The sequence below is a fragment of the Streptomyces sp. ID05-39B genome, from assembly GCF_033794725.1.
Lineage (GTDB): Bacteria > Actinomycetota > Actinomycetes > Streptomycetales > Streptomycetaceae > Streptomyces > Streptomyces bobili.
Genome location: NZ_JARGEF010000122.1, coordinates 1 through 23,108, shown reverse-complemented (window position 1 = coordinate 23,108; position 23,108 = coordinate 1). Strand labels below are relative to the sequence as shown.

Sequence of the window (23,108 nt, the reverse complement as noted above, 5' to 3'; positions counted from 1 at the left end):
GGGCCGATGCCTTCGGGGGAGGGGTAGAGGACGACGCCGAAGCCGTGGGCGGCGGCGAGGCGGGCGGCGCCGGTGTAGACGCCGGCGAAGAACTCGGTGGTCAGTTCCGGGACGACGAGGAGGATGGTGCGGGTGTGGCCCAGGCGGAGGTTGCGGGCGGCGAGGTTGGGGCGGTAGCCGAGGTCGCGGGCGGCCTGGCGTACGCGTTCGGCGGTGGTCTCGGAGACCCGGCCGCGCCATTTGTCGCCGAGGACGAGTGAGACGGCTGCCTGGGACACTCCCGCGGCCTGGGCGACGTCACGGCTCGTGGGGCGCGTGCTGGCTCGTGCCACCGTGGGCCTGCTCTTTCGTGTGGACGGGTGAACAGCGCACATGGTACGTATGACCGAGACGCGTTATACGTAAAACCTGGGCGGCGTGGATCGTCACGGGTGAGCCGACGGAGGCGGGACATGGCCGCGGGATACCTCGAGATCCTCAAGGCGAAACACGCGGCCCGGCTGCTCGTGGGCACCCTCGTGGGGCGGCTGCCCAGCGCCACGGCGGCCATCGCGATCGTGCTCTTCGTCCGCTCGCAGGGCGGCAGCTACACCCTCGCGGGTGCCCTGGCGGCCGTGTACGGCGTCGCCAACGCGGTCGGCCAGCCCCTGCTCGGCCGCCTCGTCGACCTGCGCGGCCAGCCGCGGGTGCAGCTGCCCGCCGCGGTCACCGCGGCCCTGGCGATGGCCGTCTTCGCCCTCACCGGCATCGACCCGCTGCCGCTCGCGTACGTCTTTGTCGCGGCCTCCGGGCTGTTCACCCCTCCCCTGGAGGGCGGTCTGCGGGCGCTGTGGCCTTCGGTGCTGCGCCGGGAGGACCAGGTGCACACGGCGTACGCCATGGACGCGGTGGCGCAGGAGGTGATGTTCGCCGTCGGACCGCTGCTGGTGACGCTGTGCACGTCGCTGTGGTCGGAGCGGGCCGCGCTGCTGGTGATCAATGCCCTGGGGGTGCTCGGCGCGCTGACCGTGGTCCTCTCGCCGCCCTCGCGCGCGTGGCGCTCCGCCCCGCGTGAGGCGCACTGGCTCGGCGCGCTGCGCTCGCCGGGCCTGCTGGTGCTGCTGGGTGCCTTCCTGTTCGTCGGTATCGCGCTGGGGTCCATCACGGTGGCCGCCGTGCCGTACGCCGACGACCACGGGGGTGACGTGGTGTACGGCTGGCTGATGGCCGCTGTGGGGATCGGTGCGCTGGCCGGCGGTGTGGCGTACGGGGCGCGGCGGTGGGTGGGGGTGCCGGAGCGGCGACTGCGGGTCCTGGTGGCGTTTCTGGCGGTGTGTTATCTGCCGCTCATGCTGATGCCGGGGGCGGTGGCGATGGTGGGTCTCACGGCGCTTGCCGGTGTGTTCCTCGCGCCGGTTCTCGCCTGTGCGTTCGTCATCATCGACCGGCACGCTCCGCGTGGCACGGTCACCGAGGCGTTCTCCTGGCTGGTGACGACGTTCACGGTCGGTCACTCGCTGGGAACGGCCGTGGCGGGCCCGGTCGTCGAGGCGGGCGGTGCCCAGTGGGGTTTCGCGGTGCCGGGTGCGGCGGGTGCCGTTGCTCTGGTGGTTTTGCTGGCCACAGGGCGGGTACTGGCACTTCCCGTCGGAAGTGGGGTTGTTGCGGCTTCATCGGAAAATGATCCAAACCGTGCTGCCGAACCCCGTTTCAGTTCAGGGGATCGGGCGTAATGTTCACTCATGGACCGCCGCATTTTCGGGCTGGAGAACGAGTACGGCGTCACGTGCACGTTCAGGGGACAGCGCCGCCTGTCGCCTGACGAGGTGGCGCGATACCTCTTCCGCCGTGTCGTGTCATGGGGCCGAAGCAGCAATGTCTTTCTGCGGAACGGCGCCCGCCTCTATCTCGACGTGGGATCGCATCCGGAATACGCGACACCCGAATGTGACAATGTGACCGAACTGGTCACCCACGACAAGGCCGGCGAGCGCATTCTCGAAGGACTCCTGGTGGACGCGGAACGACGCCTGCACGAGGAAGGAATCGCGGGCGACGTCTACCTCTTCAAGAACAACACCGACTCGGCGGGCAACTCCTACGGTTGCCACGAGAACTATCTGGTGGCCCGGCACGGGGAGTTCTCCCGGCTAGCGGACATCCTCATCCCCTTCCTGGTGACCCGGCAGCTGCTGTGCGGCGCCGGCAAGGTGCTGCAGACGCCCCGTGGGGCCGTCTTCTGCGTCAGTCAGCGGGCCGAGCACATCTGGGAGGGCGTCTCCTCGGCGACGACCCGCTCGCGGCCCATCATCAACACCCGCGACGAACCGCACGCCGACGCCGAGCGCTACCGCCGGCTGCACGTGATCGTGGGCGACTCGAACATGTCCGAGACGACCATGCTGCTCAAGGTCGGCGCGACCGATCTGGTGCTGCGCATGATCGAGGCGGGCACCGTCATGCGTGACCTCACCCTGGAGAACCCGATCCGGGCGATCCGCGAGGTCAGCCACGACATCACGGGTCGGCGCAAGGTGCGCCTGGCCAGCGGTCGTGAGGCGTCCGCCCTCGAGGTGCAGCGCGAGTACTACGAGAAGGCGGTCGACTTCGTCGAGCGCCGTGGCATCCGTACCGGTGTCGTCGACCAGGTACTGGAGCTGTGGGGCCGCACGCTGGAAGCGATCGAGGCGGAGGACCTCGACCGTATCGGCACCGAGATCGACTGGGTCATGAAGTACAAGCTCATCGAGCGGTACCGGGCCAAGCACAACATGACCATGTCGAATCCGCGGGTGGCGCAGATAGACCTCGCCTACCACGACATCCATCGCCGTCGTGGCCTCTACTACCTGCTGGAACGCAAGGGCCAAGCCGCCCGGATCTGCAACGACTTGAAGATCTTCGAGGGCAAGTCGGTCCCTCCGCAGACCACTCGGGCGCGGTTGCGCGGCGACTTCATCCGCCGGGCGCAGGAGCAGCGCCGGGACTTCACCGTCGACTGGGTCCACCTCAAGCTCAACGACCAGGCGCAACGCACCGTGTTGTGCAAGGACCCGTTCCGTTCGGTGGACGACCGAGTGGAGAAGCTGATCGCCGGAATGTGACCGGGCAACGCGTTCCCCGCTGATGCCGGAACGCAACAGGGGCGCCGTACGTTTCCCGTACGGCGCCCTGCTCATGTCGACGGTGCCGTACCGGGGACGGCCCCGGGCGCGGCCGCACCGAACCGGGCCGGAACCTGATTCGGCACCGGATCGTCAGTAAGGTAGCGCGCACGCCATCAGCCGAGATCAACCGATTACGAGGCCCCCACCGTGCGTCGACGCTCACTCATTCTTGCCGCCGTGCCCGCAGGACTGGTCACACTCGCCGGATGCGGGGACGACAAGTCCGATTCGTCGAGTGCGGTCGACAGCAGCGCGTCGCCCTCCGCCTCGGCCCCTTCCGCCGCGCCCGCCCCCAAGATCGTCGACGGACCGCTGCCGGCCATCACCGCGGGCACGAAGTTCGGGGAGAAGCCGACGGTCGCCAAGGGCAGTGGCGAGCCCTCCGACCAGCTCGCCGTCAAGACGGTCATCGCGGGCGGCGGCCGGCCCGTCGCGGAGGGCGACTACGTCCTGGCCCACTATCTCGGCCAGATCTGGGACAGCGGGAAGGTCCTGGACAACTCCTACGACGGCAAGGCGCCCCGGATCACGGAGATCGCGCAGGGCAGCACGATGGAGGGCTGGCGTTATGCCCTCACCGGCAGGAAGACCGGCAGCCGCGTGCAGTTCGCCGTCCCGCCCACCTGGGGTTTCGGCAAGCAGGGCAATGCGGAGCTGGGCGTCAAGGGCACGGACACGATGGTGTTCGTGTTCGACATCCAGGACACCTTCAACGCCAAGAGCTCGGCCAAGGGCAAGGAGGTTCCCCAGGACGGCGCGGCCGTACCGGTGGTCGGCACCAACACGGATGGCAAGGCCCCCTCCATCAAGATCCCCAAGACCGATCCGCCGAAGAAGCTCGTGGCGAACTACGTCATCGAGGGGGACGGCGAGGTCGTCGCGGCCGACGAGACCGTCCTCGTGCAGTACAAGGGCGTCGTCTGGGACACCGGCAAGGAGTTCGACTCGACGTACCAGAGGTCGGCGCTGACCTCGTTCTCGCTCCAGCAGGTCGTCAAGGGCTGGGGTCAGGGGCTGACCGGGAAGAAGGTCGGAAGCCGCGTCGTCATCGTCATCCCGCCCGATCTGGGGTACGGCGACCAGCCGCCGGCCGACAGCGGCATCGAGAAGGACTCCACGATGGTCTTCACGGTGGACATCCTCGCGAAGATGTGACGCCGCCGTGATGTAAGACTGTCCTGTTGCCTTTCCGCGAACAAGCAGGAGCGTAAGACGTGAGCATCGAGAAGCCCGAGATCGACTTCCCGGGCGGCGAGCCCCCGGCGGACCTCGAGATCAAGGACATCTGGGAGGGCGACGGTGAGGTGGCGCAGGCGGGCCAGACCGTCTCCGTGCACTACGTCGGTGTCGCCTTCAGCACCGGCGAGGAGTTCGACGCCAGCTGGAACCGTGGGACGCCGTTCCGCTTCCCGCTGGGCGGCGGCCGGGTCATCAAGGGCTGGGACCAGGGCGTGCAGGGCATGAAGGTCGGCGGCCGTCGCCAGTTGACCATCCCGGCCCACCTCGCCTACGGCAACCAGAGCCCGACCCCGGCGATCAAGCCCGGCGAGACGCTGATCTTCGTGGTCGACCTGCTCGGGGTCTGATCGTCGTACGACCGGTCTCGACCACCTGGGGCCCATGCCTGTCCGGGCGTGGGCCCTCGGCTTTTGTCCGGGCATCACGGAGCGGTACGGTCATCCGTCGGAAGCACCATAGGAAAGGCGAAGGGCGTCGATGGCCATTGCCAAGGCAGAGCGGCTGATGAACCTGGCGCTGTGTCTGCTCGGGACGCGGCGGCCGCTCAGCAAGCGCGAGCTGCGTGACTCCATCGAGGCCTACGTCGAGGCGTTCGGTCCGGGCAGGGGCGGGGCGGGCTCGGACGATTCCTTCAACCGGATGTTCGAGCGGGACAAGGACGACCTGCGCGAGCTGGGCCTGGTCATCGAGACCGTGGAGAGCCTGGACGGTGAGGTCGGCTACCTCGCCCGCCGGGACAGCAACCGTCTCCCGCCCATCACCCTGGACGCCGAGGAGGCCGCCGCCCTGGGGCTGGCGGCCAAGGTGTGGCAGCAGGCCAGGCTGGCCGGCGCGGCCAGCGGTGCCCTGCAGAAGCTGCGCGCGGCCGGACTGCCGGAGGACGTCGACCCGTACGAGCCGCACAGTGCCCTGGAACCGCGCATCCCCGTTCACGAGGCGGCGTTCGAGCCGCTGATGCTGGCCTGCCGCGACCGCCGGCCCGTCGTCTTCGACTACCGCAAGGCCACCGCCGCCCGCCCCGAGCCCCGGCATGTGGAGCCGTGGGCGCTGGAGTGCTGGCGCGGCCACTGGTACCTCGCGGGCTGGGACCGCGACCGGGGCGCCGAGCGCGTCTTCCGGCTGTCCCGGATCACCGGCAAGGTGCGCTCTCGCGGTACGGCGTTCACCGCGTCCGTGCCCGACGTCGTCACCGTCCGCGAGACCGTAGCGAGCTGGGCGGGGGAGAACGCCGACCGCAGCGCGCTGATCCGGCTGCGCGGCGGCTCCGGTTACCCCTTGCGGGCGAGGGCCACGGCGGTGCGGGAACTCGGTGACGGCTGGGACGAGTTGGAGATTCCGTACGGGCACGGGCTGGACGCCTGGCTGGTGGAGTTCGGGCCGGACGTGGTGGTGCTGGAACCCGCGGAGCTGCGGGCCGACGTGGTGGACCGGCTGCGCGCCGTGGCCAAGGGCTGAGGGGGAGCGAGCAACACAGTGGCAGGCAAACCGGTAAGGCCGGCGAACGCGATCGACCAGACCCGTCGGATGCTCTCCCTGGTGACGTATCTGCGGGAGCGCCCCGGAGCGCGCATCGAGGACGTGGCACGGGCCTTCGGGATCACCGAGGACGAGCTGGTCTCCGACCTCGACGTGCTGCCCATGTGCGGCACCAGCTTCCGCGGCGGTGACTTGCTCGACATCGACACCGACGGCGAGCGGATCTGGTGGCACAACCCGGCCGCCCTCGGCGCGGACGCCGCCGAGCCGCTGCGGCTGGCCGCCGACGAGGCGACCGCGCTGCTCGTGGCGGCCCGCGCGGTGGCGACCCTGCCGGGGCTGCGCGAGAGCGACCGCCAGGCGCTGCTGAGGGCCACCGCCAAGGTGGAGACCGCCGCCGGTGAGGCGGCCGGCGCCAGCTCGCGCCTGTCGGTGACCTTCGAGGCCGAGGGCGGTGTCTTCGCCGACGTCGACCGGGCGATCTCCGAGCGCCGCCGGCTGTGGATCCGCTACTACTCGCCCGCCCGTGACGAGGTCACCGAGCGCGAGATCGACCCCATCCGGCTGGTCAGCGTCGGGCACACGTACGTCGAGGCCTGGTGCCGGCGTTCCGAGGCGCGCCGCACCTTCCGTCTCGACCGGGTCGCCGAGATCAGGATCCTCGACGAGCCCTCGGCGCCGCCCGAGGTCGAGCTGCGGGATCTGTCGGAGGGGCTGGTCCAGCCCGCCGCCGAGGACCCGGAGGTCGTCGTCGAGGTGGGGCCCGGCGGGCGCTGGGTCGCCGAGTACTACCCGCACGACAGCGCCGACGAACTGCCCGACGGCGGCCTGCGGATCACTCTGCGCACACCCGAGCCCGCCTCGCTGCGGCGTCTGGCGCTGCGGCTCGGCCGCGACGGCCGCATCGTGTCGCCGCAGGACCTCGCCGACAGCGCCCGCCACGCCGCCCGCGAGGCGCTGGCGCCGTACGACGGGGTGGAGGCCGCGGACGTCGAGCCGTACGGCGGCACGGCGGGCGCCGCCGGTGGGAACACCGGGACGGTGCGGGGGCGGATCGACGGGCGGGAGCAGCAGCGGTGAGCGAGTCGGTGACGACGTCCGGTGTGAGGGGTGTCTCGGTGGCCTCGGCGTTCTCGGGGATGAGAAGCGTGGCCCCGGTGGTCTTCCGGGCCGGCTGCCCGGACTGCCGCGGCCGTTTCGAACTCGCCGCGGGTGCGCTGCGCCTGGCCATCGGCGGCTCCAGCCGGACCACGTTCTACTCCTTCACCTGCCCTGAGTGCGGCGCCGCAGTGCGCAAGCCGGCCGGTGAGCGGGTCGTGGAGCTGCTCACGGGGGGCGGGGTGCGGACCCTGCGGCTGCAGATGCCGTAGCAAGGTCTAGGCTCGGCGTCATGTTCTGGCCGATGTTCGCGGTAGCTGTGGGTTTCGTGGGTCTCGCCGTGCTCGCGGTGTTCGCCGTGCGGGTGTTCCTGGAGGCGCGGATTCTGGGCCGGCAGGTCGCGGATTCCGCGCAGCGCATCGGCCGGGCGGCCGAGGAGCTGGAGCGGGCGTCGCTGCGCGCGGCCCGGTCGGTGGACAGCGTGTGAGTACCGCCGCGGCCGTGCTGTGAGCCCCGAGCGGTCCGCATTCTGGGTCACTTCGCCCTCCCGCCCCGGTGGTCCGGACAGGTACGCTGCTGGTCGCGGTCCGGAGAACGAGGCCCGGAACGCGGACCGGGAGTACGCAAGGGGATTGCCTCACGTTTACCCCTGAGCGTTACGATCGCTGTCAGCACGATCGCTCGGACACCTGTCCGGCCGGTCGGACAGCCCCCACCCGCCGCCTCGGTGAAGAAGGTATACAGCTATGGGTAGGCTCGGCCCCACCGAGATCATTCTGATCCTCGTCGTCATCATCCTGCTGTTCGGCGCGAAGAAGCTTCCGGACATGGCGCGCTCGCTCGGCAAGTCCGCCCGCATCCTCAAGAGCGAGGCCAAGGCGATGAAGGACGAGGGCAGCAGCACGACCACTGCGGCCGGTCCGCCCAGCGACGGCGAGCAGCCCCCGGCTCAGCGCACGATCCAGGCTTCCCCCGGTGACGTGACCAGCTCGCGCCCGGTCAGCGAGCCGACGGATTCGACCAAGCGCTGACGCAGGGCCGGTTGTTTCCGGCCCGCCGCACGAGATGGGAACGTGGGTTGCTCAAGTCTGCCCGCAAAGACGAGAAGGATCCCGAGGGGCGGATGCCCCTCGCGGAGCACCTTCGTGAGCTCCGCAACCGACTGGGGAAGGCCATGCTGGCCATCGTCCTCGGCTCGTTGCTGGGGGCGGCGTACTACCAGGACATCATCAACCTGCTGACGGAGCCGATCCGGGAGCAGGTGGGTTGCTCGACGCCGTTCACGGAGCTGGCCCAGACGAGCAGCGGGGCCTGCGGCAACATCACCATGTCCGGTCTGATGGGGCCGTTCACCTTGATGATCAAGGTGGCTCTGACAGCCGGTGTCGTCATCGCCAGCCCGGTCTGGCTCTACCAGCTGTGGGCCTTCGTGGCACCCGGTCTGCACCGTCACGAGAAGCGCTATTCGCTGGCCTTCGTCGCCGCCGGTTTCCCCCTGTTCATGGCCGGAGCCTATTTCTCCTACCATGTGCTGCCCACGGCCGCCGAGGTGATGCTCGGCTTCACGCCCAGCGGCACGGTCAACCTGCTGCCGCTCGACGACCTGCTGGACCTCGTGACCCGCATGGTGATCGTCTTCGGGCTCTCGTTCGAGCTGCCGCTGCTGCTGGTGATGCTGAATCTCTCCGGTGTGGTCACCGGACGCCGCATGCTCGGCTGGTGGCGCGGCATGATCATGGGTGTCACCGTCTTCGCCGCCTTCGCCACTCCCACGGTCGACCCGGTCTCGATGCTCTCCCTCGCGGCCCCGATCATCCTCCTCTACTTCGGGGCCGTCGCCTTCTCGCTCGTCAACGACCGGCGCAGAAGCCGCCGCGACGCCCTGGGCCCCGCCGACGACGAGGCCTCCGAACTGGATCTCACGCCCGAGGCCATCGGCGAGGTCGAGGCGGTGGCCCCCAGCCGTGCGCTGCCCGAGCAGGCGACCGCGGAGCGGGTCAACGGCTACGACGACGTGACCTGAGCACCGGGTACGGACAGGACGTATCTGCCCCGTGGCCGGGGCGCCCACGTAGCGCCCCGGCCACGCTGCGTGTTCCCGGCCGTGGATCCGGATAATGATCGTCCTGTTGTCAGTGCGGCCCGGTACGCTCGAAAGCACGATGACAGAGGACCTCTCACCGGCCGAGCGGTACGCGGCAGCCCGTAAGCGTGCTGTCGAGCAGGCCACCGCGCTCGCCTCCTTCCGCGAGATGTACGACTTCGGCCTCGACCCCTTCCAGATCGAGGCCTGCCAGGCGCTCGAGTCGGGCAAGGGCGTCCTGGTGGCCGCCCCGACCGGCTCGGGCAAGACGATCGTCGGCGAGTTCGCCGTCCACCTCGCCCTCCAGCAGGGCAAGAAGTGCTTCTACACGACACCCATCAAGGCGCTGTCCAACCAGAAGTACTCCGACCTGTGCCGCCGCTACGGCGCCGACAAGGTCGGCCTGCTCACCGGGGACAACAGCGTCAACTCCGATGCCCCGGTGATCGTGATGACCACCGAGGTCCTGCGGAACATGCTGTACGCCGGTTCGCAGACCCTCCTCGGCCTCGGGTACGTGGTGATGGACGAGGTGCACTACCTCTCCGACCGCTTCCGGGGCGCCGTTTGGGAGGAAGTGATCATCCACCTCCCCGAATCGGTCACCCTGGTCTCGCTCTCGGCGACCGTGTCCAACGCCGAGGAGTTCGGCGACTGGCTGGACACCGTGCGCGGCGACACCGAGGTGATCGTCTCCGAGCACCGGCCCGTGCCGCTGTTCCAGCACGTGCTCGCCGGGCGGCGGATGTACGACCTGTTCGAGGAGGGCGAGGGCCACCGCAGGGCGGTCAACCCCGACCTCTCGCGGCTGGCCCGCATGGAGGCGAGCCGGCCGTCGTACCAGGACCGCAAGCGCGGCCGGAACATCCGTGAGGCGGACCGGGAGCGCGAGCGCAGGCAGCGGTCGAGGGTGTGGACGCCGGGGCGGCCGGAGGTCATCGAGCGGCTCGACGCCGAGGGCCTGCTGCCCGCGATCACGTTCATCTTCAGCCGTGCCGCCTGCGAGGCCGCCGTCCAGCAGTGCCTGTACGCCGGGCTGCGGCTCAACGACGAGGACGCGCGCGAACGGGTGCGTTCCCTGGTGGAGGAGCGCACCGCCGCCATCCCCGACGAGGACCTGCACGTCCTCGGCTACTACGAGTGGCTGGAGGGCCTGGAGCGGGGCATCGCCGCCCACCACGCGGGCATGCTGCCGACCTTCAAGGAGGTCGTCGAGGAACTGTTCGTGCAAGGGCTGGTCAAGGCCGTCTTCGCGACCGAGACCCTCGCGCTCGGCATCAACATGCCTGCCCGCTCGGTCGTGCTGGAGAAGCTCGTCAAGTGGAACGGCGAGCAGCACGCCGACATCACCCCCGGCGAGTACACGCAGCTCACCGGTCGCGCGGGCCGACGCGGCATCGACGTCGAGGGCCATGCCGTCGTGCTGTGGCAGCGCGCCATGAACCCCGACCACCTGGCCGGTCTGGCGGGCACCCGCACCTACCCGCTGCGCTCCAGCTTCAAGCCGTCGTACAACATGGCGGTCAACCTGGTGCAGCAGTTCGGGCGGCATCGTTCGCGCGAGCTGCTGGAGACCTCGTTCGCGCAGTTCCAGGCCGACCGGTCGGTCGTCGGGATCTCGCGGCAGGTCCAGCGCAACGAGGAGGGGCTGGAGGGCTACAAGGCCTCCATGACCTGCCACCTCGGCGACTTCGAGGAGTACGCGCGACTGCGCCGCGAACTCAAGGACCGTGAGACGGAGCTGGCCAAGCAGGGTGCGGCCCAGCGGCGGGCCGAGGCGGCGGTGGCGCTGGAGAAGCTCAAGCCGGGCGACGTCATCCACGTGCCGACCGGCAAGTACGCCGGGCTGGCGCTGGTGCTCGACCCGGGCCTGCCCGCCGGACGGGCCAACGGCCATCGCGGCTTCGAGCACCAGGACGGTCCGCGCCCGCTCGTCCTGACCGCCGAGCGGCAGGTCAAGCGGCTGGCCACGATGGACTTCCCGGTGCCGGTCGAGGCGCTGGAGCGGATGCGGATCCCGAAGTCGTTCAATCCGCGCTCGCCGCAGTCCCGCCGGGACCTCGCGTCCGCGCTGCGCACCAAGGCCGGGCACATCGAGCCGGAGCGCTCCCGCAGGGGCCGGTCCCAGGCCGCCGACGACCGGGAGATCGCCCGCCTGCGCGCCGCGCTGCGCGCCCATCCCTGCCATGGCTGCTCCGACCGCGAGGACCATGCCCGCTGGGCCGAGCGCTACTACCGGCTGCTGCGCGACACCTCGCAGCTGGAGCGCCGGATCGAGGGCCGGACGAACACCATCGCCCGCACCTTCGACCGGATCGTGGCCCTGCTGACCGAGCTGGACTACCTGCGGGGCAACGAGGTCACCGAGCACGGCAAGCGGCTGGCCCGGCTGTACGGCGAGCTGGACCTGCTGGCGAGCGAGTGCCTGCGGGCCGGGGTGTGGGAAGGACTGACCCCCGCCGAACTCGCCGCCTGTGTCTCGGCCCTGGTGTTCGAGGCGCGGACCAGCGACGACGCGATGGCTCCGAAGCTGCCCTCGGGCAAGGCCAAGGCCGCGCTCGGCGAGATGGTGCGGATCTGGGGCCGGCTGGACGCTCTGGAGGAGGACTTCCGGATCAGTCAGACCGAGGGCGTCGGGCAGCGCGAGCCCGACCTCGGTTTCGCCTGGGCCGCCCATATGTGGGCTTCGGGCAAGGGCCTCGACGAGGTGCTGCGGGAGGTCGAGATGCCGGCCGGGGACTTCGTGCGGTGGTGCAAGCAGGTCATCGACGTCCTCGGGCAGATCGCGGCGGCCGCGCCCCCGGAGAGTTCGTCGGTGGCGAAGAACGCCCGCAAGGCCGTCGACGCGCTGCTGCGGGGCGTCGTGGCGTACTCGTCGGTGGGCTGAGGCGGTGCAGGCGGCGGGCGGGCCCGGACCGGGCGACGGTCCAGGCCCGCCCCGCTCGTCTCAGCGGGCCAGGTAGGCCCGCCAGCCCCCGTACTCCGTGATGTCCTGCGCGTCCGTCAGCGCGGACGGCTCGCAGAGAAAGCCCGGGAGTTCCGTGCCGTCGGCGAGGGTGACGCGGCCCAGGGCCATCGGGCGGGGGAGGGCGGACAGGAGCGCGCCCAGGCTCGCCGCAGGGAGGCGCCAGACCTCCACCTCGACCGGGGCGCCGCCCCCGCCCACGTGGACGAGACCCGGCTTCGGCGGCGTCGTCCGCAGGGCGTGCAGGCGGTAGACGGGGGCCGTCGTCGTCGTACGGTCCAGTACGGCGCCCAGCGCCAGGAGCTGGGGGTTCAGGGGCTGGCCGGTCAGGTGTGCGCCCGCCACGGCGACGTAGGTGTCGGGGCGGAGCAGGTCCGCGATGCGGGTGAGGCGTTCCTCCGTGAAGGCCGGGCCGATCAGCATCACGCCGAACGGCAGGCCCCCCACCTCGCCCGCCGGGACGGCCGCCGCGGACAGGTCGAAGAGGTTCGTGGAGTTGGTGAAGCGGCCCAGGCGGGCGTTGGCGCCCAGCGGGTCGGCGGCGACCTCGGCGAGGGTGGGGTGGCCGGGGGTGGTGGGGAGCAGCAGGGCGTCGGCGTCGGCGAACGCCGTCAGGGCTCGTGCGCGCAGGGCGGCCAGGCGTTCGGTGTCCGCGTAGAGCCGGTGGGCCGGGATGTCCCGGGCGCGGGTGATGATGCCGGCGACGGTGGGGTCGAGGCCCTCGCCGCCCTCCGCCAGCAACTTGTCGACAAAGGTACCCACCGCGGTGTAGCGCTCGGCGACGAACGCGCCCTCGTAGAGCATCGCCGCCGCCTCGGTGAAGGGGGCCAGGTCGATCGTGCGGATCTGGGCCCCGGCGGACCGGAGCTGCCGGACCGCCGCCTCGTAGGCCTCGGCCCAGCCCGGGTCCAGGTCGCCGAGCTGGTCGAGCGGGGGTACCGCGATCCGCCACGGGCCCGGCGCACGGGCGGGCAGCGGACGGCCGGGGGCGGACGCCATGTGGGCCAGGGCCTGTTCCGCCTCCAACAGGGTGCGGGCGAACACCGTCACGCAGTCCAGGGACGCGCAGGCTGGGACCACGCCCTCGGTGGACACCAGGCCGCGGGTCGGTTTCAGGCCCACGATGCCGTTGAAGGCGGCCGGGACGCGGCCCGAGCCCGCCGTGTCGGTGCCGAGCGCGAGGTCGGCGATGCCCAGGGCCACCGCGACCGCCGAGCCGGAGCTGGAGCCGCCGCTGATCCGCTCCGGGTCGCGGGCGCCCCGTACGGCGCCGTACGGCGAGCGGGTTCCGACCAGGCCCGTCGCGAACTGGTCCAGGTTCGTCGTGCCGAGGACGAGCGCGCCCGCCGCTCGCAGCCGGGCGACCACCGGGGCGTCGGCTGCGGGCTCGTAGGCGTACGCCGGGCAGCCCGCCGTGGTGGGCAGGCCCGCCACGTCGATGTTGCCCTTGACCGCGAGCAGCCGGCCGGCGAGCGGCAGGTGCTCGCCCGCCGCCACCCGGGCGTCCAGGGCGCGGGCCTCCGCCTCGACGGCTGCCAGGGGGCGCAGCCCGATCCAGATCTCGGGGCGGTCGACGGCCTCGACGCGGGCGTGGGCGGCGCGGACGCGGGCGAGCGTGGTGGACATGTCCGGTTCCTCTTTCACTGTGCGGCGGCGGGGGCGGGGACCGCGGGGGCCAGGACGAGGAGGACCGTACCGGCCTCCACCTGGTCTCCCGGCCTGGCAAGGACCTGTGCCACCACACCGTCGGCCGGCGCGTGCACCCTGGACTCCATCTTCATCGCCTCCAGGGCGAGCAGCGGTTGCCCCGCCGTCACCTCATCACCGGCGGCGACGTTCAACTGCCAGACGGACGCGGCGAACTCGGCCTCCACCAGGCGGCCGCCCGGCGGCACGGTCACCTCGGCGGCCACGGCCGGGGGCGCCGTCGCGGCATCGGCGCGGGCGAACTCGCCCGCCGCCTCCCAGGCGTCGCGTTCCGCTCCGAACGCCCTTCGCTGCCGGGTCCTGAACTCCGCGACGGAGTCGGCGTGTTCGACGAGGAAGGCCTCGTACTCGGCGAGCGAGAAGGTGCCCTCCTCGATGCGCGGCACGAACCGCCCCGAGGTGATGTCGGCCCGCAGCTCCAGCAGTTCGTCCGCTTCGACCGGATACCAGCGGATACGGTCGAAGAACCGCAGCAGCCACGGCCGGCCCGGCTCGAAGGCGCCGCGCTGCTGCCAGGGCGACCACACCTGCGTCGTACGGCCCACGAACTGGTAGCCGCCGGGTCCCTCCATGCCGTAGACGCAGAGGTAGGCGCCGCCGATGCCGACCGAGTTCTCGGCCGTCCAGGTGCGGGCCGGGTTGTACTTCGTCGTCACCAGGCGGTGGCGCGGATCGAGCGGGGTCGCGACCGGCGCGCCCAGGTAGACGTCACCGAGGCCGAGGACCAGGTACTCCGCGGCGAAGACCGTGTCGTAGACGTCCGCCACCGAGTCGAGGCCGTTGACCCGGCGGATGAACTCGATGTTCCACGGGCACCAGGGGGCGTCGTCGCGCACGCCCGCCATGTAGCGGGCGATCGCCTCGCGGGTCGCCGGGTCGTCCCAGGAAAGCGGGAGATGGACGGTGCGGGAGGGCACCACCAGCTGGTCCGTGGGCGGCAGGGCGGCTGTCATCTCCCGTACGACCGCCAGGAGTTCGCTCTGCCGCAGCCGGTGCGGGTCCGTGCGTATCTGGAGGGAGCGGATGCCCGGAGTGAGGTCGGTGACGCCGTCCAGGCAGGCCTTCGACACCGCCTCCATCAGCGCGTGGACGCGCATCCGCAGTGCCAGGTCCAGCTGCATCGGACCGAACTCGACCAGCAGGTTGTCATCCCCGCTGCGCCGGTACGTCACGTCCCCGTCCCGCGCCAGGACGCCGCCGTCGACGATCGCGGGCCGGGGGCCGCCGTCCACGTCGGCCGGCACGAACCGCACGGTGTCGCCGGGGCGGAGCTGGCCCAGCTTCCAGCGTTCGCCGCTCAGGATCGTCGCCGGACACACGAACCCGCCGAGCGAGGGCCCGTCGGGGCCGAGCAGCACCGGCATGTCGCCCGTGTAGTCGACGGCGCCGACGGAGTAGGGAGTGTCGTGGATGTTGGACGGGTGCAGCCCCGCCTCGCCGCCGTCGGTGCGTGCCCAGCGCGGCTTGGGGCCCACCAGCCGGACGCCGGTGCGGGCCGAGTTGAAGTGGACCTTCCAGTCGGCGGCGTAGAAGTCGCGGATGTCGTCCTCGGTGAAGAACTCCGGTGCCGCGTGCGGTCCTTCGGCGGCGCTGATGTGCCAGACGGAGGTGAGGGCGGGGCGGTCGGTGACGGGCGTGGGGGCGCCGGCGGCCGCCGTTCCGGTGTGCAGGACGTCGCCGGTCCGCAGCGCTCGGCCGCCGTGACCGCCGAACCGGCCCAGCGTGAAGGTGCTCGCGCTGCCCAGGAAGGCGGGCACGTCCAGGCCGCCGGCCAGGAGGACGTAGGTCCGCAGGCCGTGCTCGACGGGCGGGCCGACCTCCAGCAGGGCACCCGCCGGTACGGTCACCGGCTCCCACTGCGCGACCGGTGTGCCGTCGACGGTGACCGCAGCGGGCGCGCCCGTGACGCACACGGCCGTCGGACGGCTGAAGCGCAGGGCCGGTCCCTGGAGCGTGCACTCCAGGCCGGGGGCGCCCTCGTGGTTGCCGAGCGCCCGGTTGCCGAGGCGGAACGAGCGGTCGTCCATCGGGCCGGACGGCGGCACGCCCACCTGCCAGTGACCGGTGCGGCCGGGCCAGTCCTGCACGGTGGTCAGGGTGCCGCCGGAGACGACCTCGATGCGCGGGGTCGGGTCCCGCACCTCGGCGAGGGTGGCCGTCGAGTGGGCCGCCGCCACGAACCGCGGCTCCGCCAGCGCCGCCCGCACCAGGCCCAGGTTGGTCTCGATGCCGTCGATCCGGGTCCGGGCCAGCGCCTCGTCGAGGCGGGCCAGCGCGTGGGCCCGGTCGGAGCCGTACGCGATCACCTTGGCGAGCATCGGGTCGTAGGCCGCGCTGACCTCGGTGCCGGTCTCCACCCAGCCGTCCACACGCACCCCGGCCGGGAACTCGACCCGCGTCAACAGGCCCGCGCCCGGCCGGTGTTCTCGGCTCGGGTCCTCCGCGTACAGGCGTGCCTCGACGGCGTGACCGCGCGGCGGGCCGGGCTCGTGGACGACGTTGCGCTCACCGCGGGCCAGGCGAAGCATCCAGGCGACCAGATCGACGCCGTAGATCTCCTCCGTGACCGGATGCTCCACCTGCAGGCGGGTGTTGACCTCCAGGAAGTAGGCCTCTTCGCGGGCGGCGTCGTAGACGAACTCGACGGTGCCGGCGGAGCGGTAGCCGACGGAGGCGCACAACTGGCGGGCTGTGTCGGCCAGTTGCCGTCGAATGTGCTCGGGGAGTCCCGGTGCGGGTGCCTCCTCGACCACCTTCTGGTTGCGGCGCTGGAGGGAGCAGTCACGGTCGCCGAAGGTGACGACCTTTCCCTCGCCGTCGCCGAAGACCTGCACCTCGACATGGCGTGCGTCCTCGACGAGGCGCTCCAGGAAGACGCCGGCCAAGGAGAAGGAGGCGGCGGCCACGCGCTGCACGCGTTCCCAGGCGTTGGTCAGTTCGCCGGGCGAGCGGCATGCCGACATGCCGATTCCGCCGCCACCGCCGGTCGCCTTGAGCATCACGGGATAGCCGATGCCGGCCGCCGCCGACAGCGCCTCCTCCAGGGAGGGCAGCAGGCCCGTCCCCGGCGCCAGCGGCACGCCCGCCGCCTCGGCCGCCGCTCGGGCGGTGTGCTTGGCGCCGAACAGCTCCAGCTGCTCGGGCGTCGGGCCCACGAACACGATCCCGGCGTCCGCGCAGCGGCGGGCGAAGGCCGCGTCCTCCGAGAGGAAGCCGTAGCCCGGGTGGATCGCGCCCGCGCCGGTGTCCTTGGCCGCCTTCAGGACCAGGTCGCCGTCGAGGTACGACTCCTTCGCGGGCGCCGGGCCGAGCCGAACCGCCTCGTCGGCGAGCGGGACGTGCGGGGCGCTGCGGTCGGGGTCGGAGTACACGGCGACCGTGCGCAAACCCAGTTCGCGGGCCGTGCGGATGATGCGGACGGCGATCTCGCCACGGTTGGCGACCAGGAGGGTGCCGAAGCTCATGCGGTACCCGCCCCGGTGCTCGTCGTGCCGGTGCCCGTCGTGCCGGCGCTTGTCGTCGTGCCGGTGATCGTCATCTCCACGGCCGTCGGCTCGAAGCCGTTGCAGGGGTTGTTGATCTGCGGGCAGTTGGAGACGAGGACGAGCACATCGCGTTCGGCGCGCAGGGCGACCGTCAGGCCGGGCGCGGAGAGGCCGTCGACGATGCCCAGGGTGCCGTCCTTGTCGACGGGCACGTTCATGTACCAGTTGATGTTGGACACCAGGTCCCGTTTGCCGAGCCCGTGCCGGGCACCCTCGGCCAGGAAGTTGTCCACGCACGCGTGCTGCGCCCACGTGTGGTGGCCGTAGCGCAGGGTGTTGGACTCCTTGGAACAGGCCCCGCCGACCGTGTCGTGCCGGCCGACCTCGTCCGCGACGACCGTCATCAGCGCGGTGTGCTCGTTGGACAGCAGCACGCTGCCCGTGGTGAGGAAGATGCCTCCCTGGGCGTGGATCGTGTCGGGGGCGCTGTAGCGCACGGACGTGTCATGGGCGTCGTACACGAGGCAGTCGACGGCCTGGTTGCCGTGCAGGTCGGTGATGGTGAGCGTCTCGCCGGCCCGGACGACGGACGACCAGGCGGCGCGGGCGGGAACGACGGTCGTGGTCATGCGAGCCCCCTCGCGGTGAGGAATTCGGCGGTGTTCAGGAAGGCGCGGCGGCCCTCGGGAGTGGCCTCCCACAGCGGGTCGCCGGGCCGGGTGGGCGCGGCCCGCCAGGCAAGGACCTCCAGCGGGGTGCTGACGTATTCGGCGCGCGGGTCGGCCGGATGCGGCACGTTGACGATCAGCACGGTCACGTCCTGCTCGGCGCGCAGGGTGACGTCCCCGCCGGGGCCGGCCGAGCCGGTGAAGTCGAGGGTGCCGTCGCCCCGGACCTCCACTCCCTGGAAGAAGGAGAGCGAGGGCGGCAGGTCGCGGGGTTCGAGGCCGTTCTTCGCGGCGGCCAGCTTGAACAGCTCGCGGCCGGCCGGCGAAGGGGACTGCGGGGTGCCGTCGCCGTACCGCGCGGTGTTGCGTACGAGGGTGGACGTGCCGCACAGGGCGTCGTGCCGGCCCGAGGTGTCGGCGACGACCGAGGCCAGCACCCGCCCCTGGTCGGAGAGGAGCAGCACGCCCTCGCCGAGGTAGGCGTTCCACTGGACCTTGACCGTGTCGGCGGCGTTCAGCCGCTCCCAGGGACGGTCGGCGGCGTACAGCAGCAGGTGCGCGCAGGCGTCGCCGCCGACGTCGGTCAGTCGCAGTTCGGTGCCACGGGCCAGGACGCGGTGCGTGTAGTTGCCGCCCGCCACGGTCTCGGCCCACACCAGGTGGCCCGCCTCGCAGGGCGGGGCCGGCCAGTCCGCGGCCGGGACGACTGGCATGGTCTCGGTGCGCGTGCCCTCCTGGGCGCGCGCATGGGCACGGGCCCCGTACGTGGTCGCTGTCGCCATCAGGTCCTCCGGCTGGGGGCTGGGGTGGGTTCGGTCGCCCTAATTTCTGTCGCCCGACAGAAATTAGGGGCGGGCCGGGTCGCCCCGGTTGCCGCCGGGTTGCCGCGCTGTTACCGCCCCCTCACGGGGGTGTCGTCGGGAGCGCCGAGGGCGCCTCCCGGCCGCAGCGGACGGGACCCTGTCCGCGCATCCCGTCAGGGCCGGCAATTGGCAGATCGGGGCCATCGACGCGCCGTGGAACCGGCAGACCGGCGGCCTCGATCTGCCAATTGCCGGCCCGGATCTGCCGATCGGCGGCCCTGACCTACCGAGATCGAGGGCCCGGATCTGCCGGGGCCCCGCTCGGAGCCGACCGCGTCGGACCTTCGCCGTGGTCGCCGTCCCGTCTCTCGGCAGGTCGCCGTCCGGTGCCGTGTGCGAGGATCGAACGCATGGGGACGACCAGTGGGCGCCGAGTCGGCCGGCCGCGCGCCGCGCAGCGGCCCGACAGCGGGCTGGAACCGCGCGCCGAACTGCTCTCTGCCGCCGCGGAGTTGTTCACCACCCGCGGCTACGCGGCCACCACCACCCGGGCCGTGGCCGAGCGGGCCGGCATGCGCCAGGCCTCCATGTACCACTACGTCTCCGGCAAGGAGGAACTCCTCGCCGCGCTGCTGGAGTCCACGGTCACCCCGTCCCTGGGGTACGCCCGCGCCCTGCTCGCGGACGACCTGCGGCCGGCCGCGGACCGGCTGTGGGAGCTGTGCCGCACCGACGTGGAGCTGCTGTGCGGCGGCTCGCACAACCTCGGCGGGCTGTATCTGCTGCCCGAGGTGCGCACCGAACGGTTCGCCGGGTTCCATGCCGTGCGTGCCGAACTGAAGGACTGCTACCGGCAGTTGCTCGCAGCGACCACCGTCGGCGGCACACTCGCCAAGAGCGAGCTGGATCTGCGGACGGATCTCGTCTTCGGGCTCATCGAGGGCGTCATCCTCGTCCACCGCTCCGACCCCGAGCGCCCCGTCTCGGACTTCGCCCGCGCCACCGCCGACGCGGCCCTGCGCATCGTCGGCGCCTGACGCGCGACCCGCGAGCCGCCCGAGGCGCGCAGGACGGCGGCCTCACGGCGGTCGGCCCCGCGTGCCCTGATCCGTCGCCCTTGATCGGCCCTGATCCCTCACCCCTGATCCGGGCCCCGATTCACCCGCCCCGGTGAAGGTGCTCGCACGCCCGTACGCCATTACGCACGGTGTGCGAACGGTTTCCGAGCGTGTGAAACGCCCGAGGTTACTCCAGGTGCTGCCGTGGTTTCAGGCGGTTGCTGAATATGACACGGCGATGATCCGGTCGGACTAAGCTCGCCCGCGGCGCACCGAGTTGAGGCGTATTCGTGCGCTTGTTCCCCAATACCCCGAAGATACCGACAGATCCCCTACAGAGGGTGCCCACATGGTGAGTGTTCAGTCCCCACCCGGTCGGCGAGAACTGGCCTACGCGCGCATGGTGTTGCTGCCGGCGATAGTGATGGCCGCGGCGACCGGTGCGGCCGTCGCCCTGGTGGCCGAGCCGGCCCGGACCGCCGTCGGCGCCTGCGGAGCCGTCGCCACGCTCCTGGTGATCGTCGCCGGGGCCGAGTCGGTCCGCCGTGGCCGCCAACTGAAGGAACTGCGCGCGGAGAAGGAACGCCGGATCGCGTACCTGGAGCGCCGGGTCGCCGCCCAGGGGGAGCAGAACCTCCGGCTCGCCGACTACATCGTCCCCCAGGCGGTGACCTGGCTGCGCGCCGGGAACTCGCCCCGCGAGGTGATGCTCCACTTCGCCGACGTCGACGCCGAATACCGCGACCTCGACGAGGGCCAGAAGAAGGTGGTCAAGGGGATCCTCGAGACCGTCGACCACGAGGAGGCCCTGCGCGACTCCGCCCAGCGCTCGTTCGTCAGCGTCGCCCGGCGCGTGCAGGCCATCGTGCACCAACAGGCCGCGGAACTTCGGGAGATGGAGGAGGACCACGGCCGCAACCCCGAGGTCTTCGACGACCTCCTGCGCATCGACCACGGCACCGCCCTGATCGGCCGCCTCGCCGACTCCATCGGCGTGCTCGGCGGCGGCCGCCCCAGCCGCAACTGGCCCCAGCCGGTCCCGCTGTACAGCGTGCTGCGCGGCGCCATGTCCCGCATCCTGGAGTACCGCCGCATCCAGCTCGACTCCATCGCCAAGGTCAACATCCGCGGCCTGTCCGTCGAACCGCTGATCCACGCGCTCGCCGAACTCCTCGACAACTCCACCCGCTACTCGCCGCCCACCAGCAAGGTGCACGTCAACGCGATCGAGGTGCAGACCGGCATCGCCATCGAGATCGAGGACGCCGGCGTCAGCCTCAGCGAGGAGGCCCGCGCCAAGGCCGAGCGCATGCTGGAACAGGCCATGGCCGGCGTCGACATCCAGGAAGCCGGCGGCACCCCGCGCCTAGGCCTCGCGGTCGTGGGCCGGCTCTGCACCGCGTTCAAGATGCAGGTGTCGCTGCGCGCCTCGGCCTACGGCGGCGTCCGCGCCGTACTGATCGCGCCGAGCGAGATGGTCACCTCCGACCCGGCGCCCGGCTTCGCCCACGGCATCGGCGCCACCGCCGTACCGCAGATCGACCTGGGCAACCTCGAGGTCGAGAGCCCGAAGCGGCCCCCGAAGAAGCGCCGCCCCACCAACCCGAGGATCCCGGCGGGTGTCTCCCTGGACGACGAGGTGCCCGAGGTCACCGAGTGGACCGACAAGGGCCTGCCGCAGCGCCGCAGCAAGACGACGATCTCGATCACCCAGCGCTACCGCGAGGCGTACGCAGCGCAGGCCGCCGAACTCGCCGGTGAGCCGGACCCGTTCGCGATGCCGAAGCCGCAGCCCGATCCCGACCAGAAGAGGCAGGAGCCCGGCGTGGCCTTCGAGGCCTTCTGGGAGGGCCTGAAGAAGGAAGCCCCTCCCGGCCACCACCCGACGGACTTCACCCGCAATCCCACCGCTTACCTGCATCTGCTCAAGGAAAAGGCCGTGCCCGAGGCCGACGACGAAGGGGACCTCACGTGATCCAGCAGCGCCAAAACTTCGACTGGCTGCTCAAGGAGCTCTACGACGGCGTTCCGGGCATCGAGATGATCGTCGTGCTCTCGGCCGACGGACTGCGCATCGCCCGCTACGCCGGTGACCCCGACGCCGCCGACCGGGTCGCCGCCGCCTGCGCCGGCCTGCAGAGCCTGGCCAACGCCGTCGCCCAGGAGATCCACTCCAGCGACGGCGAGATGAACCTGGTCATGATCGAGCTGAACGGCGGTTACTTCTACATGATGTCCGCCGGCGCCAACGCCTACCTCGCGGTCCTCGCCGATGTGCGCTGCGAGGCCGGCCGGATGAGCGGCATGATGCGCGACCTCGTGGTCCGGATCGGCGCCCACCTGACCAGTCCGCCCCGGCGCACCGGGCAGAGCGTATGACTCCTCCCCAACGCCGGCGGCGCGAACCCGACCCGGAACCGACCCCGCAGCCGCCCAAGGAGGGCGAGGGCAAGAACCCCGAGCGGCTGTACATCATCACCGGTCCGGACGGCGAGCGCGCCCCCCTCGACCTCGTCACGTTAATCGTGGCGCGCGCCGAACCGCCCTCCTCCGCCACCCCGGAGCAGTCGGCGGTGCTGCGGATGTGCCGGGCCCCGCTGGCGGTGGCCGAGGTGTCGGCCTACCTCAGCCTGCCGTTCAGCGTGGTGACAGTGCTGCTCACCGAGATGCTGGCGGCCGAACTCGTGCAGGCGCGCGCCCCGATCGTCCGGCAGCACCTTCCCGACCGTTCCCTCCTCGAAGCGGTGATGAATGGACTTCAACGGCTCTGACACCATCCCCGGCCCACGCGCCGAGGACCATCTGCCGCACACCACGACGGCGGCGGCCAAGATCGTCATCGTGGGCGGTTTCGGTGTCGGCAAGACGACCATGGTCGGGTCGGTCAGCGAGATCAAGCCGCTGACCACCGAGGAGACCATGACGCAGGCGGGCATCGGCGTCGACGACAACTACGGCTCCGACAGCAAGACCGCCACCACCGTGGCGATGGACTTCGGCCGCATCCGGATCACGGACCAGGTCGTGCTCTACCTCTTCGGCACACCGGGCCAGGAGCGGTTCTGGTTCCTGTGGAACGGCCTGTTCGAGGGCGCCCTCGGCGCGGTCGTGCTGGTCGACACCCGCCGTCTGGAGGTCAGCTTCGAGGCCGTGGGCCGGCTGGAGGAACGCGGTGTGCCCTTCGTGGTCGCCGTCAACACCTTCCCCGACGGGCCCCGTTACCCGATCGAGGACCTGCGGGGCGCCCTCGACCTGCCGCCGGAGATCCCGATCGTGGAGTGCGACGTGCGCCGCCGGGCCTCCAGCCGCGATGTGCTGATGACGCTGACGCGCTTCCTCCATGACCTCGCGCTGGCCGGCAACCTCACCTGAAACCCGCC

General features: G+C 71.5%; 21 protein-coding genes. 16 read left to right on the top strand and 5 right to left on the bottom strand.

Features of this window, described 5'->3' with window-relative positions; translation table 11 throughout:
• The coding region (locus P1P75_RS24310) for a LacI family DNA-binding transcriptional regulator (protein ID WP_319258786.1) at positions 1-374 on the bottom strand (374 nt) is incomplete at its 3' end.
• Positions 375-452: 78 nt separating this feature from the next.
• On the opposite strand from P1P75_RS24310, the gene P1P75_RS24305 reads away from it, so the two are divergent.
• From P1P75_RS24305 to P1P75_RS24255, 11 genes are all read left to right on the top strand, one after another.
• Positions 453-1,712: an MFS transporter gene (locus P1P75_RS24305; RefSeq protein WP_319258784.1), complete on the top strand. Its 1,260-nt coding sequence runs from the start codon at positions 453-455 to the stop codon at positions 1,710-1,712.
• A gap of 9 nt (positions 1,713-1,721) precedes the next feature.
• Entirely contained in the window at positions 1,722-3,083 is a 1,362-nt protein-coding gene (gene pafA, locus P1P75_RS24300; protein ID WP_319258782.1) for a Pup--protein ligase, read from the top strand.
• A 210-nt stretch (positions 3,084-3,293) separates the two neighbouring features.
• Positions 3,294-4,301 (top strand): FKBP-type peptidyl-prolyl cis-trans isomerase, encoded by a 1,008-nt coding sequence (locus P1P75_RS24295; protein ID WP_319258780.1) that lies wholly within the window; start codon positions 3,294-3,296, stop codon positions 4,299-4,301.
• Positions 4,302-4,360: 59 nt separating this feature from the next.
• Positions 4,361-4,732, top strand: coding sequence for an FKBP-type peptidyl-prolyl cis-trans isomerase (locus P1P75_RS24290; RefSeq protein WP_073495330.1), 372 nt, complete (start codon positions 4,361-4,363; stop codon positions 4,730-4,732).
• 130 nt (positions 4,733-4,862) lie between these two features.
• Positions 4,863-5,840, top strand: coding sequence for a WYL domain-containing protein (locus P1P75_RS24285; RefSeq protein WP_319258777.1), 978 nt, complete (start codon positions 4,863-4,865; stop codon positions 5,838-5,840).
• An 18-nt stretch (positions 5,841-5,858) separates the two neighbouring features.
• Positions 5,859-6,941 carry a WYL domain-containing protein gene (locus tag P1P75_RS24280; protein WP_319258775.1) on the top strand — a complete coding sequence of 361 codons (1,083 nt, stop codon included), beginning with the start codon at positions 5,859-5,861 and terminating at the stop codon, positions 6,939-6,941.
• Positions 6,938-7,231 carry a hypothetical protein gene (locus P1P75_RS24275; protein ID WP_319258773.1) on the top strand — a complete coding sequence of 98 codons (294 nt, stop codon included), beginning with the start codon at positions 6,938-6,940 and terminating at the stop codon, positions 7,229-7,231. The genes P1P75_RS24280 and P1P75_RS24275 overlap by 4 nt, the downstream gene beginning before the upstream one ends.
• Before the next feature lie 20 nt (positions 7,232-7,251).
• Complete coding sequence (locus tag P1P75_RS24270; protein ID WP_319258771.1) at positions 7,252-7,446, top strand: hypothetical protein; 195 nt, start codon at positions 7,252-7,254, stop codon at positions 7,444-7,446.
• Between the two features lie 259 nt (positions 7,447-7,705).
• Positions 7,706-7,990 carry a Sec-independent protein translocase subunit TatA gene (gene tatA / locus P1P75_RS24265; RefSeq protein WP_319258769.1) on the top strand — a complete coding sequence of 95 codons (285 nt, stop codon included), beginning with the start codon at positions 7,706-7,708 and terminating at the stop codon, positions 7,988-7,990.
• Between the two features lie 47 nt (positions 7,991-8,037).
• Complete coding sequence (tatC, locus tag P1P75_RS24260; protein WP_319258767.1) at positions 8,038-8,982, top strand: twin-arginine translocase subunit TatC; 945 nt, start codon at positions 8,038-8,040, stop codon at positions 8,980-8,982.
• A gap of 94 nt (positions 8,983-9,076) precedes the next feature.
• Entirely contained in the window at positions 9,077-11,929 is a 2,853-nt protein-coding gene (locus P1P75_RS24255; RefSeq protein WP_319258765.1) for a DEAD/DEAH box helicase, read from the top strand.
• Positions 11,930-11,989: 60 nt separating this feature from the next.
• Here P1P75_RS24255 and atzF read toward each other — a convergent pair whose 3' ends face one another.
• Genes atzF through P1P75_RS24235 form a run of 4 tightly spaced genes read right to left on the bottom strand, consistent with a single transcriptional unit; the run spans position 11,990 to position 18,649 of the window.
• Positions 11,990-13,633 carry an allophanate hydrolase gene (atzF, locus tag P1P75_RS24250; RefSeq protein ID WP_319258763.1) on the bottom strand — a complete coding sequence of 548 codons (1,644 nt, stop codon included), beginning with the start codon at positions 13,631-13,633 and terminating at the stop codon, positions 11,990-11,992.
• A 14-nt stretch (positions 13,634-13,647) separates the two neighbouring features.
• A complete protein-coding gene (locus P1P75_RS24245; protein ID WP_319258761.1) occupies positions 13,648-17,178 on the bottom strand; it encodes a 5-oxoprolinase/urea amidolyase family protein in 3,531 nt (1,176 codons plus the stop codon).
• Positions 17,175-17,828 carry an urea amidolyase associated protein UAAP2 gene (locus P1P75_RS24240; protein WP_319258759.1) on the bottom strand — a complete coding sequence of 218 codons (654 nt, stop codon included), beginning with the start codon at positions 17,826-17,828 and terminating at the stop codon, positions 17,175-17,177. The genes P1P75_RS24245 and P1P75_RS24240 overlap by 4 nt, the downstream gene beginning before the upstream one ends.
• Complete coding sequence (locus tag P1P75_RS24235; RefSeq protein ID WP_319258757.1) at positions 17,825-18,649, bottom strand: urea amidolyase associated protein UAAP1; 825 nt, start codon at positions 18,647-18,649, stop codon at positions 17,825-17,827. Before P1P75_RS24235 ends, P1P75_RS24240 begins: the two co-directional genes overlap by 4 nt.
• A 431-nt stretch (positions 18,650-19,080) precedes the next feature.
• On the opposite strand from P1P75_RS24235, the gene P1P75_RS24230 reads away from it, so the two are divergent.
• From P1P75_RS24230 to P1P75_RS24210, 5 genes are all read left to right on the top strand, one after another.
• A complete protein-coding gene (locus P1P75_RS24230; RefSeq protein ID WP_319258755.1) occupies positions 19,081-19,707 on the top strand; it encodes a helix-turn-helix domain-containing protein in 627 nt (208 codons plus the stop codon).
• A 421-nt stretch (positions 19,708-20,128) separates the two neighbouring features.
• The gene (locus P1P75_RS24225) at positions 20,129-21,703 is read left to right on the top strand and encodes an ATP-binding protein (RefSeq protein ID WP_319258788.1); all 1,575 of its coding nucleotides are present in this window, start codon (positions 20,129-20,131) and stop codon (positions 21,701-21,703) included.
• Entirely contained in the window at positions 21,700-22,107 is a 408-nt protein-coding gene (locus P1P75_RS24220; RefSeq protein WP_319258753.1) for a roadblock/LC7 domain-containing protein, read from the top strand. Before P1P75_RS24225 ends, P1P75_RS24220 begins: the two co-directional genes overlap by 4 nt.
• Positions 22,104-22,499 carry a DUF742 domain-containing protein gene (locus P1P75_RS24215; protein ID WP_150470152.1) on the top strand — a complete coding sequence of 132 codons (396 nt, stop codon included), beginning with the start codon at positions 22,104-22,106 and terminating at the stop codon, positions 22,497-22,499. The genes P1P75_RS24220 and P1P75_RS24215 overlap by 4 nt, the downstream gene beginning before the upstream one ends.
• Positions 22,480-23,100, top strand: coding sequence for an ATP/GTP-binding protein (locus P1P75_RS24210; RefSeq protein ID WP_319258751.1), 621 nt, complete (start codon positions 22,480-22,482; stop codon positions 23,098-23,100). Before P1P75_RS24215 ends, P1P75_RS24210 begins: the two co-directional genes overlap by 20 nt.
• Positions 23,101-23,108 lie beyond the last annotated feature (8 nt).

Excerpts from the sequence above, each read along its gene's own strand:
- P1P75_RS24285 (WP_319258777.1), top strand. The coding sequence starts at position 4,863 with ATGGCCATTGCCAAGGCAGAGCGGCTGATGAACCTGGCGCTGTGTCTG.
- P1P75_RS24245 (WP_319258761.1), bottom strand. The coding sequence starts at position 17,178 with ATGAGCTTCGGCACCCTCCTGGTCGCCAACCGTGGCGAGATCGCCGTC.
- P1P75_RS24225 (WP_319258788.1), top strand. The coding sequence starts at position 20,129 with ATGGTGTTGCTGCCGGCGATAGTGATGGCCGCGGCGACCGGTGCGGCC.
- atzF (WP_319258763.1), bottom strand. The coding sequence starts at position 13,633 with ATGTCCACCACGCTCGCCCGCGTCCGCGCCGCCCACGCCCGCGTCGAG.
- P1P75_RS24270 (WP_319258771.1), top strand. The coding sequence starts at position 7,252 with ATGTTCTGGCCGATGTTCGCGGTAGCTGTGGGTTTCGTGGGTCTCGCC.
- P1P75_RS24215 (WP_150470152.1), top strand. The coding sequence starts at position 22,104 with ATGACTCCTCCCCAACGCCGGCGGCGCGAACCCGACCCGGAACCGACC.
- pafA (WP_319258782.1), top strand. The coding sequence starts at position 1,722 with ATGGACCGCCGCATTTTCGGGCTGGAGAACGAGTACGGCGTCACGTGC.
- P1P75_RS24235 (WP_319258757.1), bottom strand. The coding sequence starts at position 18,649 with ATGGCGACAGCGACCACGTACGGGGCCCGTGCCCATGCGCGCGCCCAG.
- P1P75_RS24210 (WP_319258751.1), top strand. The coding sequence starts at position 22,480 with ATGGACTTCAACGGCTCTGACACCATCCCCGGCCCACGCGCCGAGGAC.
- P1P75_RS24240 (WP_319258759.1), bottom strand. The coding sequence starts at position 17,828 with ATGACCACGACCGTCGTTCCCGCCCGCGCCGCCTGGTCGTCCGTCGTC.
- tatA (WP_319258769.1), top strand. The coding sequence starts at position 7,706 with ATGGGTAGGCTCGGCCCCACCGAGATCATTCTGATCCTCGTCGTCATC.
- P1P75_RS24230 (WP_319258755.1), top strand. The coding sequence starts at position 19,081 with ATGGGGACGACCAGTGGGCGCCGAGTCGGCCGGCCGCGCGCCGCGCAG.
- P1P75_RS24255 (WP_319258765.1), top strand. The coding sequence starts at position 9,077 with ATGATCGTCCTGTTGTCAGTGCGGCCCGGTACGCTCGAAAGCACGATG.
- P1P75_RS24305 (WP_319258784.1), top strand. The coding sequence starts at position 453 with ATGGCCGCGGGATACCTCGAGATCCTCAAGGCGAAACACGCGGCCCGG.